The 17,008-nt window shown below is 46.2% G+C and carries 21 protein-coding genes; 17 read left to right on the top strand and 4 right to left on the bottom strand.

The genetic code is table 11. The annotated features are described in order from the left end of the window. Nucleotides 1-39 precede the first annotated feature (39 nt). From WAO38_RS04845 to mnmA, 6 genes are read left to right on the top strand one after another with little or no spacing between them, the layout of a single operon-like run. Nucleotides 40-360 (top strand): hypothetical protein, encoded by a 321-nt coding sequence (locus WAO38_RS04845; RefSeq protein ID WP_422234879.1) that lies wholly within the window; start codon nt 40-42, stop codon nt 358-360. Next, nucleotides 357-1,049, top strand: coding sequence for an RNA polymerase sigma factor FliA (locus WAO38_RS04840; RefSeq protein ID WP_422234877.1), 693 nt, complete (start codon nt 357-359; stop codon nt 1,047-1,049). The genes WAO38_RS04845 and WAO38_RS04840 overlap by 4 nt, the downstream gene beginning before the upstream one ends. Beyond that, nucleotides 1,049-2,146: a flagellar motor switch protein FliM gene (fliM, locus tag WAO38_RS04835; RefSeq protein WP_422234875.1), complete on the top strand. Its 1,098-nt coding sequence runs from the start codon at nt 1,049-1,051 to the stop codon at nt 2,144-2,146. Before WAO38_RS04840 ends, fliM begins: the two co-directional genes overlap by 1 nt. After that, a complete protein-coding gene (gene fliY, locus WAO38_RS04830) occupies nt 2,139-3,029 on the top strand; it encodes a flagellar motor switch protein FliY (protein WP_422234873.1) in 891 nt (296 codons plus the stop codon). The genes fliM and fliY overlap by 8 nt, the downstream gene beginning before the upstream one ends. Before the next feature lie 2 nt (nt 3,030-3,031). Then, on the top strand, nt 3,032-3,817 hold the full coding sequence (locus tag WAO38_RS04825) for a TIGR00730 family Rossman fold protein (protein ID WP_422234871.1): 786 nt from the start codon (nt 3,032-3,034) through the stop codon (nt 3,815-3,817). Further along, complete coding sequence (gene mnmA, locus WAO38_RS04820; protein WP_422234869.1) at nt 3,817-4,836, top strand: tRNA 2-thiouridine(34) synthase MnmA; 1,020 nt, start codon at nt 3,817-3,819, stop codon at nt 4,834-4,836. The genes WAO38_RS04825 and mnmA overlap by 1 nt, the downstream gene beginning before the upstream one ends. On the opposite strand, the gene mtgA is transcribed toward mnmA, so the two are convergent. From mtgA to WAO38_RS04800, 4 genes are read right to left on the bottom strand one after another with little or no spacing between them, the layout of a single operon-like run. Further along, nucleotides 4,810-5,694 (bottom strand): monofunctional biosynthetic peptidoglycan transglycosylase, encoded by an 885-nt coding sequence (mtgA, locus tag WAO38_RS04815; protein WP_422234867.1) that lies wholly within the window; start codon nt 5,692-5,694, stop codon nt 4,810-4,812. The two genes, mnmA and mtgA, sit on opposite strands and share 27 nt — an antisense overlap. A 2-nt stretch (nt 5,695-5,696) precedes the next feature. Further along, nucleotides 5,697-6,314 carry a trimeric intracellular cation channel family protein gene (locus WAO38_RS04810; protein WP_422234865.1) on the bottom strand — a complete coding sequence of 206 codons (618 nt, stop codon included), beginning with the start codon at nt 6,312-6,314 and terminating at the stop codon, nt 5,697-5,699. After that, nucleotides 6,307-6,843, bottom strand: coding sequence for a gamma carbonic anhydrase family protein (locus tag WAO38_RS04805; RefSeq protein WP_422234863.1), 537 nt, complete (start codon nt 6,841-6,843; stop codon nt 6,307-6,309). The genes WAO38_RS04810 and WAO38_RS04805 overlap by 8 nt, the downstream gene beginning before the upstream one ends. Before the next feature lie 11 nt (nt 6,844-6,854). Continuing rightward, nucleotides 6,855-8,954, bottom strand: a complete 2,100-nt coding sequence (locus tag WAO38_RS04800; RefSeq protein ID WP_422234861.1) for an RNA degradosome polyphosphate kinase — start codon at nt 8,952-8,954, stop codon at nt 6,855-6,857. 69 nt (nt 8,955-9,023) lie between these two features. Between WAO38_RS04800 and WAO38_RS04795 the strand changes: the two genes are divergently transcribed. The 11 genes from WAO38_RS04795 to trmD all read left to right on the top strand — a co-directional run. Beyond that, nucleotides 9,024-9,611 carry a tetratricopeptide repeat protein gene (locus WAO38_RS04795; RefSeq protein WP_422234859.1) on the top strand — a complete coding sequence of 196 codons (588 nt, stop codon included), beginning with the start codon at nt 9,024-9,026 and terminating at the stop codon, nt 9,609-9,611. Then, complete coding sequence (locus tag WAO38_RS04790) at nt 9,608-10,348, top strand: NYN domain-containing protein (protein ID WP_422234857.1); 741 nt, start codon at nt 9,608-9,610, stop codon at nt 10,346-10,348. The genes WAO38_RS04795 and WAO38_RS04790 overlap by 4 nt, the downstream gene beginning before the upstream one ends. Next, nucleotides 10,345-11,067, top strand: a complete 723-nt coding sequence (locus WAO38_RS04785; protein ID WP_422234855.1) for a Nif3-like dinuclear metal center hexameric protein — start codon at nt 10,345-10,347, stop codon at nt 11,065-11,067. Before WAO38_RS04790 ends, WAO38_RS04785 begins: the two co-directional genes overlap by 4 nt. A 38-nt stretch (nt 11,068-11,105) precedes the next feature. Next, the gene (locus WAO38_RS04780; protein ID WP_422234854.1) at nt 11,106-11,831 is read left to right on the top strand and encodes a zinc ribbon domain-containing protein; all 726 of its coding nucleotides are present in this window, start codon (nt 11,106-11,108) and stop codon (nt 11,829-11,831) included. Next, the gene (gene waaA, locus WAO38_RS04775; RefSeq protein ID WP_422234852.1) at nt 11,824-13,011 is read left to right on the top strand and encodes a lipid IV(A) 3-deoxy-D-manno-octulosonic acid transferase; all 1,188 of its coding nucleotides are present in this window, start codon (nt 11,824-11,826) and stop codon (nt 13,009-13,011) included. The genes WAO38_RS04780 and waaA overlap by 8 nt, the downstream gene beginning before the upstream one ends. Further along, entirely contained in the window at nt 12,989-13,726 is a 738-nt protein-coding gene (locus WAO38_RS04770) for a pseudouridine synthase (protein WP_422234850.1), read from the top strand. The genes waaA and WAO38_RS04770 overlap by 23 nt, the downstream gene beginning before the upstream one ends. 124 nt (nt 13,727-13,850) lie before the next feature. Continuing rightward, nucleotides 13,851-15,197: a signal recognition particle protein gene (gene ffh, locus WAO38_RS04765; protein WP_422234848.1), complete on the top strand. Its 1,347-nt coding sequence runs from the start codon at nt 13,851-13,853 to the stop codon at nt 15,195-15,197. A gap of 149 nt (nt 15,198-15,346) precedes the next feature. Next, complete coding sequence (gene rpsP, locus WAO38_RS04760) at nt 15,347-15,577, top strand: 30S ribosomal protein S16 (RefSeq protein WP_013459360.1); 231 nt, start codon at nt 15,347-15,349, stop codon at nt 15,575-15,577. A 2-nt stretch (nt 15,578-15,579) separates the two neighbouring features. After that, nucleotides 15,580-15,819 carry a KH domain-containing protein gene (locus WAO38_RS04755; protein ID WP_294915319.1) on the top strand — a complete coding sequence of 80 codons (240 nt, stop codon included), beginning with the start codon at nt 15,580-15,582 and terminating at the stop codon, nt 15,817-15,819. Then, nucleotides 15,800-16,354 carry a ribosome maturation factor RimM gene (rimM, locus tag WAO38_RS04750; protein ID WP_422234845.1) on the top strand — a complete coding sequence of 185 codons (555 nt, stop codon included), beginning with the start codon at nt 15,800-15,802 and terminating at the stop codon, nt 16,352-16,354. The genes WAO38_RS04755 and rimM overlap by 20 nt, the downstream gene beginning before the upstream one ends. Next, the coding region (gene trmD / locus WAO38_RS04745; RefSeq protein WP_422234843.1) for a tRNA (guanosine(37)-N1)-methyltransferase TrmD at nt 16,354-17,008 on the top strand (655 nt) is incomplete at its 3' end. The genes rimM and trmD, both read left to right, overlap by 1 nt.

Here is a 17,008-nt window from a genome sequence, read left to right as displayed (position 1 = left end):
GCTTCCGGTTAAGTTGAAAACAATGTGGGATGGTAGTGAATGCGGGGTTCGAATTTTGTCTCTTTTTTAACGGTACAGGGTTTTTTTATCGGTATTGTTTTTGGGATATTAAAATCGACGTCCCCGGAGAGTTTTTTGGGATTTGTTATCTTGATCAGCGTGTTTTTTTATCTTTTTGCCCATTTGTGTGTCGGATTTTTCTTCCAAACACTCGGGGTGAAAACACATCCGTTTCCGAAAGCATCGCATGAACGCAACCTCGATCTTTTTGTTCGGGAGATTAATAAGCGCGAACAGTTTATTGATGCGTTTTACACTCACAAAGCAGATTTGTTAGATGAGAACGGGGGCCAGGGATGAGCACTGCAAATGGCTATACACAGGAACTGAAACATCGTGAAGATCAGCTCGCGATACAGTATCTTCCTGCGGTAAAAGCGATGTCGTTTCGGCTCAAAGAGCGTCTTCCAAGCTCTATTGACTATATGGATCTATGCGCAATCGGAACGGAGGAACTGGTCAAGCTGGCCCGCCGATATGATGAAGTGCAAAACGACTCGTTCTGGGGCTATGCCAAAACACGAGTGTACGGTGCGATGCTGGATTATCTCCGTTCACTGGATACGGTAAGCCGTTCCAGCCGCCGTTTGATCAAAGAGATCGACAGTGCGATTGAAATCTATATGGCTGACCATGACGATGAGCCCAGCGATCAGGAACTTTCAGGCATTTTAGGAATCGAAGTAGAAAAGATCCATGATGCACGGATCGCATCCGATATTTATACCGTCATGTCACTGGATGATCAACTGGGCACTCCCGAAGAGGGCGGAATGTTGGAACGGCTGGAACATGAAGATTTAGTGGAAGCGATTAAAGAAGTGTTGAGCGGATTTGATGAACGTGAGCAGATCATTATCCAGCTCTACTACTTTGAAGAGTTGACACTTAAAGAGATTAGCGAAGTGGTGAATATTACCGAATCACGGATTTCACAAATTCACAAATCGGTTATTCGACGTATTAGAGATTCAGTAGGGGGGCGATAATGGCAGATATTCTATCACAAGAAGAGATTGATGCCCTTTTGGACGTCGTTGATGATGAGGGAGATACCGCACTAGAATCGGGTGAGGACACCCTTTTTTCACAACGTCAGATTACGCTTTATGATTTCAAACGGCCTAACCGGGTATCTAAAGAGCAATTACGGGCATTTCGCGGTATTCACGACAAAATGGCCCGTTCAATCGCATCTCAGATTTCTGCCATCATGCGCTCCATTGTCGAGATACAGCTTCACTCCGTCGATCAGATGACGTATGGGGAGTTTTTAATGTCACTCCCGAATCCGACGAGTTTTAACGTTTTTTCGATGAAGCCGCTGGAAGGGAACGGTGTCCTCGAAATTAATCCTTCGATCGCCTTTCCGATGCTGGATCGTATTTTGGGCGGGAAAGGGGAACCTTTCGAAGCCAACAGAGAATTTTCCGATATCGAATTATCGCTTTTTGAGACGATTTTGCGGGTTATGATGGCAACCCTTCGTGAAGCGTGGGGCCCTGTTACCGATTTGTATCCGCAAGTCGAGTCAAAAGAGTCCAGTCCGAATGTCGTCCAAATCGTTGCCCAAAATGAGATCGTCGTGATGGTCGTAATGGAGATTATCATCGGCCACAGTTCGGGTATGATGAATATTTGTTATCCGGTTATTGCATTGGAACCGGTATTACCGAAACTTGCCAGCCGTGATCTGATGTTGAATGAGACCAGTTCGAAAAAAAGCCGTAATCAAGAACTTCAAGTTCTTCTCGGGGGGGCACACGTCAATATTGATGTGAACCTTGGAGAAGCGGAACTGACGCTTCACGAGTTGCTGGAATTAGGTGAGGGCGATATAATACGTCTTAATATCCCGGCAGATGATGTCGTTAAAGTCAGCGTAGACGGGAAAGAACGTTTTGTCGGACAAATGGGGCTGAGAAGATTTCGAAAATCAATTCAGATCACTTCCCTCATCGATACCGAAAAAGATGCCGTCAAACGGGCACTTAAAGAGTTTGAAGTCAGACGTAAAGCTCGGATCAGCGGGGTTAAAGATATGATCCGCAGTCCATTAGAAGATGAGGAGGATGAAGATGAGTGATTTTGCCGGAGTATATGTAAGCGAGGCAGTTGCTACAATTGAGGGACTGACCGGTCAAACTCCCGAAATTGCGCTTAAAGAGGCTGAAGATATCTCAATCGTCTCCAATGTGATCCCTCCCATCGCCTTGATTCATGTCAGCTTTAGCGGCGAAGCATCGGGCCGAGGGATCATTATGATGCCTCCTCAATTGGCAACAGCATTGGGAGACATGATGCTCGGCGGAGACGGTGAAGCACAGGATACGATGTCTGATGAGGACATCGATGCTGCCAAAGAGATCGTTTCCAATATCGTCGGGGCAATGAGTACGACGCTAGGGTCTCAAAAAGAGCTGCCGAAACTGACGATAAAGCCTGAAAAAGCAGAATTTATCGCGGAAAACGGTGAAGTTAATCTGGATGCCTATGCCAAAATGTTTGTATTTTCATTTTCATTGGGCTCGATCAAATCATTGATGATGTTTGCCATTGATTCAAATATCAATGAAGCGTTAAACCGCGGAAACAGCTCTGCGGCGAATACATCTTCTCCATCCGCCCCAACATCAAATATGTCTATGGGATCTATTTTCGATGAGCCTTCGCCGGAGCCTGCGGTTAAACTCGAAGAGGGCGAAATGAAAAATATCGGCCTCATTATGGATGTCAAACTTCCGGTTCGTGTTCGTATCGGAAAGAAAAAAATGCTTCTTAAAGATGTCCTCAGCATGGATATCGGCTCGGTCATCGAGCTGAATCAACTGGCGAATGATCCGCTGGATATTTTGGTAGATGATCATGTCATAGCGCAAGGTGAAGTCGTTATTGTAGATGGAAATTTCGGTGTCCAGATTACTTCGATCGGAACCAAACGTGACCGTCTGAATAAACTCAAAGGATAGAGATGGCGCACAGACGAGGGAAAAAAAAAGAGTACCCGAGCAGCCGCTATGTCAAAGATATCAAGTCGGCGGATGTTTGGAGTGTATTTAAAATCATTGCCGACTTCGTTCAGGGATTTGATGAACTGGGGGATCTAGGTCCTTCGGTGACTATTTTCGGAAGTGCGCGTGTGGATGAAGATCATCCGTATTACCATCAGGCTACCCAGTTGGCGAGCATGCTCGGAGAGCGCGGGTACAATATCATAACTGGCGGCGGACCGGGTGTGATGGAAGCAGCCAACCGCGGAGCCTATGAACATGAAGATGTGGAATCCATCGGACTGAATATTGAACTCTCTGCCGAACAAGAACCGAATCCGTACATAACCAAAGGGAGAAGTTTCGATTATTTCTTTTCCCGAAAAGTGATGCTGGTCAAATATTCGATGGCCTATGTTATTTTTCCCGGAGGGTTCGGAACGCTGGATGAGATGTTTGAAGCGTTGACCCTGATTCAGACCCGAAAGGTTTGGGGGGTACGATTGTTTGTGATCGGAACCGAGTTTTATGCCCCTCTGATTGAGTTTATCCGGGAAAAATTATTGGGTGAAGGTATGATCGATGAAAAAGATGTTGATCTGATTACTTTGACCGATGATTTGAATTATGTAGCGAATGAAATTGAAAAATCATTGATTGCACAGATGGCGACACTGGAGAAAGAAGGGTTGAATGATACGAAGTATTACAAGGTTCTCTCCTCCTATTTCGAGAATAGACCGATTTGCGAGGGGAGTGACGGCTAATGGGTAAAAAAGTATTGATCGGAATGAGCGGAGGGGTCGATTCGACCGTTTCAACACTGCTGCTGAAAGAGCAGGGGTATGAAGTGGAAGGGGTTTATATGAAACTCCACTCCAAACCGGGCTATCATGAGATCCATCAGGCACGCGCCGAGAAGGCGGCGGCTTTTGCCGGTGTAAAACTGCACATCCTTGATTTGCAAGAGGAATTTAACGAAAAAGTTTTTACCCCGTTTATCGAAACGTACAAAGAGGGGAAAACGCCTAACCCCTGTGCACTGTGCAACCGCAATATTAAATTCGGTGCTATGGTCGCATATGCCGACTCCATAGGTGCCGATTTTGTCGCTACAGGCCATTATATTCGCCATGACGGGCAATATCTTCTCCAAGCGCTTGATGACACAAAAGATCAGAGCTATTTTCTGTTTTACATTGATCCCAAACTGGTTCCACGACTGCTTTTTCCGCTGGGAGAGCGCCATAAAAGCGATATTAAAGCCTATGCGGCGAGTATTGAGGGGCTGGAGTCGTTTGCATCCCAAGGCGAATCGAGTGAGATCTGCTTTGTCGAGACAACCTATGCCGATGTCCTGAAACCTTATGTGGCGGTAGACCAGGAAGGTGAGGTGCTGGATATGACCGGAAAAGTGGTGGGCAAGCATAAAGGGTACATGTATTATACGATCGGAAAGCGCAAAGGATTCAATGTCCACGGTGCCCATGACCCCCATTTTGTTGTCGCGATCAAGCCTGAAACGAATCAGATCGTTGTCGGTACGCGTGAGGATCTTGAATGCCGGCATGTTGAACTCGAACGGGTCAATATGTTCGATGCGCGTCGTGAGTTTGAATGCGAAATCAAACTTCGCTACCGTACCACTGCGGTCAAATGCCGAGTGAAGATCGAAGGGGATCATGCGAGCGTGGAGCTGGATGAACCCGTATTCGGGGTTGCATCGGGTCAAGCCGGCGTCTTTTATGACGGTGAGAAATTACTCGGCGGGGGCTGGATCGTTTGATTCGACTGCCGGGGGAGTGATCGGCTCGTTAGTACTCTCTTCAAGAACGGCTGAATTGGGCTGTTCTTCACTGCTTTCACTGGGAAACAGTTCAGTGACCGGCAGGGTCTCGTTGGATTCTGATGGGGTCTCTTCCTGCTTCGGCGGAGTCATAACCTCTTGAAACTGCGGAATCACTATACCGCGCCGTTTCATGATTTTATAGATGATTCGGGAACGGTTTTTGACGTATTTTTGATTTCCTGTCGGATTGTACTTGATCGGATTCGGGAGAACTGCCGCTAGCCGGGCGGCTTCCCGACCGGTTAGATTTTTTGCACTTTTATGATAGTAGTGACGTGCAGCGGATTCGATTCCGAAAATTCCGTCTCCCCATTCGGCGACATTGAGATAGATTTCAAGTATTCGGCGTTTGGAGAGGGTACTTTCGATTCTCCAGGTTAAAATGGCCTCTTTGATTTTGCGTACCGGATTTTTACTCGGGGAGAGGTAGAGATTTTTAGCGAGCTGCTGGCTGATCGTACTCCCTCCGGCAACGGATCCTTTTTTAAGACTTCTCTCCAGTGCCTGTTCCATCCCATCAACATCAAATCCGTCATGATTCCAAAATTTATCATCTTCGCCGATGAGTACTGCTTTGATGACATTCGGTGAGATCTGAGACATGGGGACCCATTTATGCGTGATCATTTTATCTTTGTTCTCTTCTGCCCACTGGGCTTCCCGATACTCCATAAATGCAGTCGGAATCGGATTGATTTCCCGTAAATCGGAGACATTCGGATAGAGAAAATAGCGTCCGATATCGATCACTCCCCCGAGGAGAAGGAGGATAAAAAAGAGTTTGATTTTAGACATCATTAATCCATATTGAGTTTAGGCAGGTGCCATTGTTTGTAATAGGCGAGGAGGCGCAAAAAGATTGCAAATCCTGCAATGGCGGCAACGCCAAGCGTATTGACCATATCAACTTGTACCAAAAGCAGCAGTAAAACCGAGACGATAATAGCGATTGAGCCGTAAAAATCACTGATAAGGACAGAGGGGACCTGGTTAATCATCGTGTCACGCAGTACCCCTCCGCCTACAGCGGTGAGAAAGCTCAGGATCATGACCCCGAAGAAATTAAACTCTACCTCGATCGCCAGCAGGGCACCGGTAATACTGAATGCAACCAGTCCAATGGTATCCGAGACGACAAACAGCCATTGGCGTTCCAGCTGCTCTCGGCGGTAAAGACGAAATACGAAGGCGAGCAGGATCGTGGTGATGACGGTAATCGCCGGATAGTATTCGTTAAACGCAAAGGGGGTTCGTCCCAAGAGGACATCCCGTACCACTCCTCCGCCAAGCGCGGTGAGCGATGCGGAGATGATCAGACCGAGCAGATCGAGATTATTGCGGACCCCGACCAAAAACCCGCTCAGGGCAAAGGCAAAAATTCCGAGAATATCGGCGGCAATGACAAGATCAAACATTAGGAGCGCGGTAGTTTTCTTTGAAACTGACGTATCGGCGAGCCGAAGCGTAGAGCTCAGCAACCTCTTCCTCCGTTAGTTCCCGGACTACTTTGGCGGGGCTTCCCATTATGAGCGATCGCGGAGGAAAGACTTTGTTTTTCGTGACCAAAGCTCCGGCACCGACGATCGATTCTTTTCCGATCACCGCACCATCGAGTATCGTGGCACTCATACCGATCAGGCAGGCATCTTCGATTGTGCATCCGTGCAGCATCACACGATGGCCGACAGTGACGTCGTTACCGATTATGGTAGGATGCCCGTCACTCATGTCATCACGCTTATGATGGGTGACATGGACCATGCTCAGATCTTGGATATTGCTTCGATCCCCGATCCGGATAGTGTGGACATCGCCACGTACGACGCACCCAAACCAGATACTGACATCCTCACCCATGGATACCCGACCGATAACATCCGCTGAGGGGGCAATCCAGACCCGTTCTTTCATCTCCGGAGTGTAATGCAAATAGTTCGTGACCATCGATAATATCCTTAGCTCTCTTTAAATAAACGTGTTGTGAGTTGCTGTACGTAATTCGGAGTATGTTTTTTGACCGCATTATATACTTTATTGGTATGGGTTTCGGCTATTTTATGACTGTCGATGATATTCCCTGCATCATGCTTGACTTTGACATAGGTCCCGTCATTTTGGAGCTCATACGCCAACATATTGTCGGAACTTTGAAGTTGCAATATCTGGATCAATTTGTTAGCGTTCTCTTCCCCTTGAATCGGAGTGAGGAGTTCAATACGGCGCAACAGATTTCTCGGCATCCAATCGGCGCTTGAGATATAGGTTTGCGGTGTTGCATGTTTAAAATAATAGATACGGGCATGTTCGAGGTATTTACCGATGATCGAAACGACGCGGATATTTTCGCTTACCCCCGGAACTCCGGGGCGCAGACAGCAGATGCCGCGGACGATCAGCTCGATTTTGACTCCTGCTTGAGATGCTTTATAGAGAGCTTTAATGATATCTTCATCCACGATGGCATTCATTTTAGCAATGATTACCCCCTCGCTTCCCATACGGGTCTCATTTTGGATCAAAGAGAGGATCTTCGGTTTGATTTGGGTCGGCGCCATGTACAGTTCATGGAGTTTCCCTTTTTTGCTAAATCCGGTAAGAAAGTGGAAAAACCGGGTCAGGTCATGGGTGATGGCATCGTTGCTGGTCATATAGCTGATATCGGTATAGATTGTCGCCGTTGAGGGGTTATAGTTTCCGGTCGCGAGATGGGCATATTGTTTGAGTTTGCCGTCTACACGCCGGGTCACCAGGGCTGCTTTGGCATGAACTTTGAATCCTGCGATTCCGTAGATAACATGCGCTCCTGAATTTTCCAGTGCTTTAGCCCAAATAAGGTTGTTTTCTTCATCAAAGCGGGCTTTGAGCTCGACCATTACGGTGACTTGTTTGCCCGATTCGGCGGCATTGATCAGTGACTGCACAATCAGCGATTTTGAGCCTGAACGGTACAGGGTCATACGGATGGAGACGACATCCGGATCTTTGGCAGCTGCCTGGATAAAGCGAACGACGGGTTCAAAACTTTCGAACGGATGATAAAGGAGGAGGTCTTGTTTGTCCAGCGTCGCATAAAGGCTCTCATCCGTATCGAGCGGAGGAAGATTCCGGGGTTTGAAACTGGGACTGGTGAGATGGGCAAAATCTTTGTTCCCCACTACCTGCCAAAGGCTTCCGAGATTGAGATAGGTCTGAAAACGGTAAATATCGTCTTTGTAGACGTTGGCATGGCGGTTGAAAAAATTGAGGAGATCATCGTCGGCATGGACGCTGAGTTCAAGACGGACCAACTCCCCTTTCTTACGCAGTTTGAGACCCTCTTCGAGAATCTCCATAAAATCATCCGCTTCTTCTTCTTCGATGGCGATATCGGCATTTCGTGTGACACGGAACGCAGCAAACTTGATGAGCTCATATCCGGGGAAAAGATCTTGGATATGTTCGGCGACAACACTCCCGATCGGAACATAAATACGGTTGTTGATATCGACAAAACGGGGTAATACACGCGGAATACGGATAAGACCGTAACGCTCGATCGCCGCATCGTCTTTGTCCCGAAGTTTGACGATCTGTCCAAATCCGAGGTTATTGAGATGAGGAAAAGGATGCGTCGCATCGACGGCAATCGGAATTACGACAGGATAGATGTTTTCGTGAAAATATTTGTCGAGATATTTTCGCTGATCGGGAGTTACCTCTTTGTACGATTGGAAAAATATCCCCTCGTTTTCAAGTTCTTTCATGATCCCCTGTAAACAGTGCTCAACCACCTCTTGCTCTTTATGGAGATATTCGCGGATTTCGCGGAGCTGATGAAGCGGGGTAAAACGATCTGCCCCCGAGACATTTACGCCGGCGCTGAAGAGTTTTTTCAACCCTGCCACACGAATCATGTAAAATTCATCTAAATTCGTTCCGTAAATCGCCAAAAATTTTAGTCGTTCAAAAAGGGGAAGGGATTCATCCTGTGCTTGTCGCAAAACACGCGTGTTAAATTGGAGCCATGAAAGCTCCCGATTGATATAAAGTGCTGGATCTTTGTAGTTATTAGGCATAGTTTCTACCGATTTTGGTTTTAAGTTAATGTGATTATATTATACTTATCGTTACAAATAAGGAACACAATGACTACATTTCAAATTTTAATGTTCGGCGCGACACTTTTTTTCGCATATCAGATCTATCGGCATGTCCAAACGTTAGACGATCCGGCTCCTGCAGATACTCATGCCAATACCGTTGAAGAGGCAACTCTGCCAAGTTCGGATTTGATCGATCAGGCTGACCGTGCGTATGAGACAGGAGAAATAGCTGCTGCGAAATCTATTCTCGAAGAAGCGGCGGCTCTTGATCCTGAAAATCCGGAAATTTTAAACAAACTCGCATTCGTCACCGCAAAATCGGGAGATCGTCTCAAAGCCATCGAGATCTATGAAGAATCATTGGAACTGGATGAGAATGATGACCTGACCCATAATGCCATTGCATCGCTCTATCGTTTAGAAAATGCATATGAACGGGCACAGGACCATTATCTCAAAGCGATTGAGATCGATGACACCTACGCACAGACTTTTTACAATTATGCGAATTTATTGGCAGATATGGGTGAGGTCGAAGAGGCCCGGACAATGTACAAGCGCGCCTTGGAACTTCAGAGCGACTTCCCTCAGGCGCGAGAAGCGTTATTGTCTTTAGGGAGTGAAAAATGATTGATGATCAAGCCCGTTTAGCCGTCTTGATTGACGCGGATAATTCTCAGCCTTCGATTATCGAGGGTTTAATGGATGAGATTGCAGCCCACGGTATCGCCAGTGTTAAACGGATTTACGGCGATTGGACCGATACGAAACTCAAAGGGTGGAAGAATGCCCTTTTGGAACACGGTCTTCATCCGATGCAGCAGTTTGCCTACACAACCGGAAAAAATGCAACCGACAGTGCCATGATTATCGATGCGATGGATTTGCTCTATACGAAAAACTTTGACGGTTTTTGTATCGTTTCCAGCGACAGCGATTTCACCCGTCTGGCGAGCCGTATTCGCGAATCGGGGATCAAAGTGTACGGATTCGGTGAACAAAAAACCCCAAAAGCGTTTATCGGTGTCTGCGATAAATTTATTTACACCGAGAATCTCCGTCGTACGGCAAACCATAAAGAATCGATCTCCCCTAAAATTAAAACCGATAATAAGGCGTTGCTCGCACTGGTACGCAACGCCGTAGAAGATACGACCAATGAAGCCGGATGGTCTTATATGGGTGCCATCGGACAAAACCTGATCAACAAATCCCCCGAATTTGACCCGCGTACGTACGGCTATAAAAAATTGCTTGATTTGATTGAGGGATTGGGGGAATTTGAGTTTAAATTCTCAGATCCCCTTTCGGGTTCGCAGGCGGTGCATGTCCGATTGAAACGGCATAAAAGGAGCTATGAAAAATGACGGTAAAAGAGATTTATACCTATTTAGACAGCCTTTCTCCTTTTGCAATGCAAGAAGGGTGGGATAATTCAGGGCTTTTGGTCGGAGACTTTTCGCAGGAGATCACGCATGTGGTACTCAGTATCGATATTGATGAAGAATTGATTGAATCCATCCCTGAAAATGCCCTTTTAATTACCCACCATCCGATTATTTTCGGCGGTTTGAAACAGCTTCAGTTTAACCAATATCCTGCGAAAATCGTAGCACCGATGATTCGAAAAAACATCACAAACATTGCGATGCATACGAATTTTGACCAAACCCATCTTAACGATTATGTTGCGACGGAAGTCCTCGGTTATCCTATCATTGCCAAAGAGGGATTTGTTGCCTATTTAGGAGTCGATGAATCTTATGAAACGTTTGCGGCAAAGATTAAAATTGCTTTGGGGTTACCGCATACCCGCGGGGTAAAATGCCATGAACATATCCGAACCTGCGCTTTGGTGACCGGATCGGGTGCATCACTGATGCGTAACATCGAAGCGGAGTGTTTTTTGACCGGAGACATCAAATATCACGATGCGATGGAGGCAAAATCGTTAGGTTTGTCGATGATTGATATCGGACACTATGAGAGCGAGCGCTATTTTGGCGAGGTTCTAGGGGGGTATTTGGAAAAATTAGGATTGAGTGTTATAATTTCACCATCAAAAAACCCCTTCAGCTATCTTTAGCGCAAATTAGGTAATTGTGTAACTCCAAAAGGAACCGTATGAACAAACACCTTGAACAATTGATCGAGCTTTCTCATGTTGATAAAGAGATTGATGCGTTTGAACCGCAAATCGAAGAAGCCAATCTTCAGTATGATGCATTGATGGCGACCCAAAACGGAATCGCAAGCGAAGTCAATGCTCTTAAACAAGAGATCAAAGACGAACAACTCAAAAAACATAAAAATGAGCTTCATTTAGCGGAACTTTCGGCAAAGCTTGAAGAGAATACCCGTAAAAGTGCAGAGGTAAAAACCGAGCGCGAAATGAAATCACTCCAACTCGAAGAAGAGATTGCAAAAGAACAAGTCAGTTTTGCGAACGAAGAGATCGAACGTTTGGAAAAATTGATTGATCACAAACAAAGCAAAATCGATGAACTCGAAGCAAAAGCGCAAGAAATCGATGCCACCATTTTAAGTGTCAAAGCCGATGTTGATGTTAAATTGGCACGAATCGATGAAGAACGCAAAGAAGTTTTTGCACGCAAAGAGGCTTTGGTCGGAACGATGAACCAAAAAGGGCTATCGTTTTACCAAAAAATCCGCCGCTGGGCAAAAAATACGACTGCCGTTCCGGTACGCAACCAAGCATGCATGGGTTGTTACATGGCAATCAGCGATAAAGTATATTCGGAAGTTATTAAAGGCGAAGAGATCACAATGTGCCCACACTGCGGCCGTATCTTATTTTTAGAACCGGTTTCTGACGCTATCGGTGCGTAACGTCGTATTTGACCTTTTCTATACTGTGGTTGCGACGGTTTTTTACGTCGTAGCCCTTCCCCTTTTGATCCTCTTTTCGTTCAAGAAAAAATATCACGCTTCGATCCCGGCACGATTTTTCGGAATTAAAAATCCCCCGTTCCAGCCTCATGACATTTGGTTTCATGTGTGCTCTTTGGGAGAAGCCAAAGCGATTGCTCCCTTGATAGAGCGTTTAAAGAATAAAAGGGTTGCAATCAGCGTTATCACCCATACCGGCTATGAGGCGGCATCCAAGTACGCGGCACAAGTACGGTATCTTCCGTATGAGATATGGTTGTGGTTCTGGATTGAACGTCCGCAAACCGTGGTCGTATTGGAAGCGGAATTTTGGTACCTGCTGTTTCGTCTGGTACGTTCTCGTGGGGGACGGGTTATTGCCCTGAATGCCCGAATCAGCGACCGCAGTTTTCCGAAATATTATCGGATGCGATGGTTTTATAAACAATTGCTGGCGCAGTGCGACCATATTTTTTGTCAAAGCCGCGAAGATATGGCACGTTTTATTGCCCTTGGGGCACAAAACGTCGAAGTAGTCGGAAATATCAAACTGGCACAAAAAATTGAGGCATCCAGGAATTATCCGAAGCCGGCAGAGACTCTGGTCGTTGCCGCAAGCACCCATGAGGGGGAAGAGGAAAAAATCATACAGGCGTTTATCGCCTATCGGGCTCATAACCCGAGTGCTAAACTCCTCGTCGTCCCCCGCCATCCCGAACGGTTTGCCAAAGTGGGCGAACTGATTGTAAAAATAGCGCCGCAGCTGAGTGTAGAACGTTGGAGCGTGTCACAAACTTTCAATACGGATATTATCCTTGTCGATGCGATGGGGGAGCTTAATAACCTCTATGCGATCAGTGACATAGCGATTCTCGGTGGCGCTTTTAAACCGATCGGCGGACATAATCCGCTCGAACCGGCGCATTTTGGATGCAAGATTATTACCGGAGAGGCGATTTTTTTACAGCGTGAGCTGTTCAAATATGTCTCTCATGTCCAGTTTGTCGGATTAGAGGGGATTGCTGAGGCGCTGATACACGCCGAAGATTTACCCCCCTCACAGGTCAATGAGAGCATTGACCTGCAAAGAGTATTAGATTATTTAACGGAGAATGAAAATGGAAAAACCAAAAGCATATAAGCTCTTAGCAGAGCAAGAAGGAATATCCAACTCTGAGGCCAAATCCCTGATCGATCGCGGTTTGGTTTATGTCGGAAATAACAAAGTGATGATCGCACGCGGTGAGATCAGTCCTAAAACGGTTTTTATCGTTCAAAAAGTAGAAAAAGTACGTCCGATCTTCGAAAACGACGATTTGGTTGTTGTCGATAAACCGGCTTTTGTCAACTCCGATGAGATCGAGCGTCAGTTTAAGGGAGCGCAGCTTCTCCACCGTCTGGACCGTGAAACAAGCGGTGTCTTGATGCTCGTCAAAAATGAAGAGTTTCGTCTGAAAGCGATTAGCGAATTTAAAAAAGACAATGTCTACAAAGAATATGTTGCGTGGGTAGAGGGGCTGGTAAGTGAACCGTTCGTAATCGATCAGCCGCTGATTACCGAAAAAAAAGGGAACAAGGCCTATACCAAGGTTGCTAAAAATGGCAAACCTGCCATTACCGAAGTAACCCCGGTGGAAATTTCAGGGAAAAAGACCAAAGTGCAGCTGATTATCCATCACGGACGAACCCATCAAATCCGTGCCCATATGAAATACGCACAGCATCCGATTGTCGGCGATGAAAGTTACGGCGGACGACAGTCCAAGCGCGTTATGCTTCATGCGAAAAAAGTGACATTGCTCGGACAGACATTTGAAGCTCCGGAGCCAAAAGTTTTCGGCCATTTCGGAAGTTGATCGTTTGTGGTACTTTTCCGGGCAACCAGAAAAGAAAGAGTAAAGAATAAAGTGTAATTGAAGAAAAAATTAAGTATAATTCGAAACTTTATAGACCCTGTAACCAAAGCATTTAGGAGTTAGAGTGTTTGATACACTAACCGAATCGTTTACATCAGCAATACGCAAAATCCGTTTTCACGACGATGAAAAGGCATTAACCAAGGCACTCGGCGAGCTTAAAAAAGCGCTCTTAAAAGCCGATGTGAACCATAAAGTGGTTAAAGAGCTTATTGATTCGGTTGAATATCAGACAAAGCAAAGCGGTATCGGAAAAGATCAGTTCTTAGCAGCACTGCGCACTTCTTTGTACGCCCTTTTAGATGTAAAAGGGAAATCAGGTTTTGTTTATGCTCCGGTATCTCCGACCGTTATTTTGATGACGGGATTGCAAGGTTCGGGAAAAACGACAACAACCGGAAAGTTGGCAAACTGGCTTAAAACCCGTCAGAAAAAACGGGTTTTGGTCGTTGCGGCAGACTTGCAGCGTCTTGCGGCGGTTGAGCAGCTTCGCCAGGTGTGCGCGGGAATCGATGTTGAACTCTACGCCGATGATGCAACGAAAAATCCGGTTGAAGTGGTCAAAGCAGCCCTAGAACATGCTAAAAAAGTTTTGGTGGATGTCGTATTGATCGATACGGCCGGACGTTTGGCTATCGATGATGAACTGATGGGCGAACTCGCCGAAGTCAAAGCCGTAGCCAAACCGCATGAGATTTTCTACGTAGCCGATTCTTTGAGCGGTCAGGATGCCGTCCGTACCGCCGGTACCTTTAATGAAAAAATCGGCATCGACGGCGTTATTCTTACCAAATATGACGGAGATTCCAAAGGGGGCGTAGCCCTCGGAATCGCTTCGCAGATTCAAGTTCCGCTTCGCTTTATCGGGGCAGGCGAAAAAATGGAAGACCTTGAGATCTTCCTTCCGGATCGAATCGTTAACCGTCTTATGGGATTGGGCGATATCGAGGGGCTTGCTGAGAGAACCGCATCGGTTATCGATGAGAAAAAAGCGAAAGCCCTCACCAAAAAGATCAAAAAAGGGGAGTTTAACTTCAACGACTTCTTAGAGCAGATGGAGAGCCTCAAAAAAATGGGGAGTATGAAATCCATTATGGGTATGATTCCCGGAATGGGCGGCATGGCGTCTGCGTTGAAAGATTTTGATTTGGAAAACTCGGGTCAGTTGAAGCAGATCAAAGCCCTGGTCTCCTCGATGACGATGAAAGAGCGGGAAGATCCTGAGCTTTTGAACAACAGCCGAAAAGCCCGTTTGGCAAAAGGGTGCGGTCTCGATATTATCGAAGTCAACCGCATCTTGAAGCAGTTTAAAAATGCCTCCAAAATGGCAAAACGCTTCTCCGGCAAACAGGGTATGAAAGACCTTCAGAGTATGATGGGTCAAATGCAGGGTTCTCGCTTACCGCGTTAACTTTGCCAACATCAAATGCTAAGCACTGGCCTCTTCAAAAGAGTTTAGTGCTTAGCATTTGAAGCAGCTTAGACGTTTTTCTTTTACTTTTGTGGGTAAAACACTCTTCTAAGCTTCTTGGTGCAAAAAAAACATTTAAAGGACACACAATGGCAACAGTCATCCGTTTAACCCGTATGGGTCGCAAAAAACAACCTTTCTACCGTATCGCGGTAACCGATAGTCGCAAACGTCGCGACGGCGGTTGGATCGAATTGATCGGGTACTATAACCCAATGACAGACCCTATCACTACTAAAGTAGATGAAGAGCGTTTGAACTACTGGCTTAGCGTCGGTGCTCAAATGTCAGACCGCGTTAAAAAAATTACCGGTAAATAATGATGGTTGCGGACTTCGTCGCAGGTTTTGCTAAGTTAATAGCGTCTTATCCTGAAGAGATTCGGGTGGAGTCGTTCGATGGCGACGAAGTGACCGAAATCGTTTTGTATGCCAATCAGGCGGATGTAGGCAAGCTAATCGGAAAAGAGGGTAAAATGATCGGTGCGATCAAAACCGTCATTTCCGGTTGCAAGGCTAAAGACGGAAAGAGTTATCGTATTAATGTCGAACCGCTTTCGTAACTCACCCCCTGAAAACCTTCTTCATGTCGCCTCTTTGGGCCGCGTTGTCGGCTTAAAGGGAGATATGAAACTCAATCTTTTCACCGATTTCCCTGAACAATTCAAGCCGAATACCTCTTTTACCCTTGAAAACGGCAAAGAAGTGATTGTCTCCTCCTATAATCCTGATCGTGAACTGGTTCATCTCAAGGGGATCGATTCTCCCGAGGCGGCTAAAATCCTGACCAATTCCAAACTCTTTACGACTTTTGAAGCGACGCGTGAGCGGTGCAATCTCGGTAAAGAAGAGTTTTTTTGGTTTGATCTGATCGGATCGAGTGTTGTAGAAGGCGATATGCTTTTGGGGAAAGTTCAAGAGATCGAGCGGATCGGACCGTTGGATTATCTTTTGGTATCGACGGATGCTGCATTGATTGCGAAAGAGCTTCCGGCGACTTTTCTAATCCCATACATCGACCGCTTTATACTCAAAAGTGATATGACTTCCAAGGTGATCACGGTAGAGGGCGGATTGGATCTGCTAGAGGCATCGTAATGCATTTTACGTATGTTACCCTTTTCTCGAATCTCATCGAGGGGTATTTTCAAGACTCTATCCTCAAACGGGGAATAGAATCGGGGAAATTCTCGGTTTCCTATCTCAATCCGAGAGATTTTAGCGCATCACGTCACCATAAGGTGGACGATACCGCTGCCGGCGGCGGAGCCGGAATGGTCATGACTCCTCAGCCGTTGTTTGATACCCTTCAAACCCTACCTGAAGATGCCCATATCATTTTTGTGGCACCCGTAGGGAAACAATTTACCCAAAACGATGCCAAGCGGCTCGCGTCAAAACCCCATGTGGTTTTTGTGAGCGGCCGGTATGAGGGGATTGATGAACGGGTGGTTGAAAAATTTGCGGATGAAGTCTATAGTATCGGTGATTATGTTCTCACCGGAGGGGAATTGCCCTCTCTGGTAATGACCGATGCAATCGTCCGAAATATCGAAGGTGTCCTCGGTAACAGCGAATCTCTGGAGTATGAGAGTTTCGAAACACCACTCTTGGAAGCGCCTTCGTTCGGAAAACCCCCTGTTTATGAGAATATGAGTGTTCCATCAGAATACTTAAAGGGAAATCACAGTAAAATTCGTGCACTAAAATCGTCTCTGTCTGAATGCAAAACAAAATACTTCAGACCGGAGC

The organism is Sulfuricurvum sp., assembly GCF_049277495.1.
GTDB lineage: Bacteria > Campylobacterota > Campylobacteria > Campylobacterales > Sulfurimonadaceae > Sulfuricurvum.
Note: the sequence above shows the minus strand (reverse complement) of the source record. Positions and strands in the feature narration are given on the sequence as shown.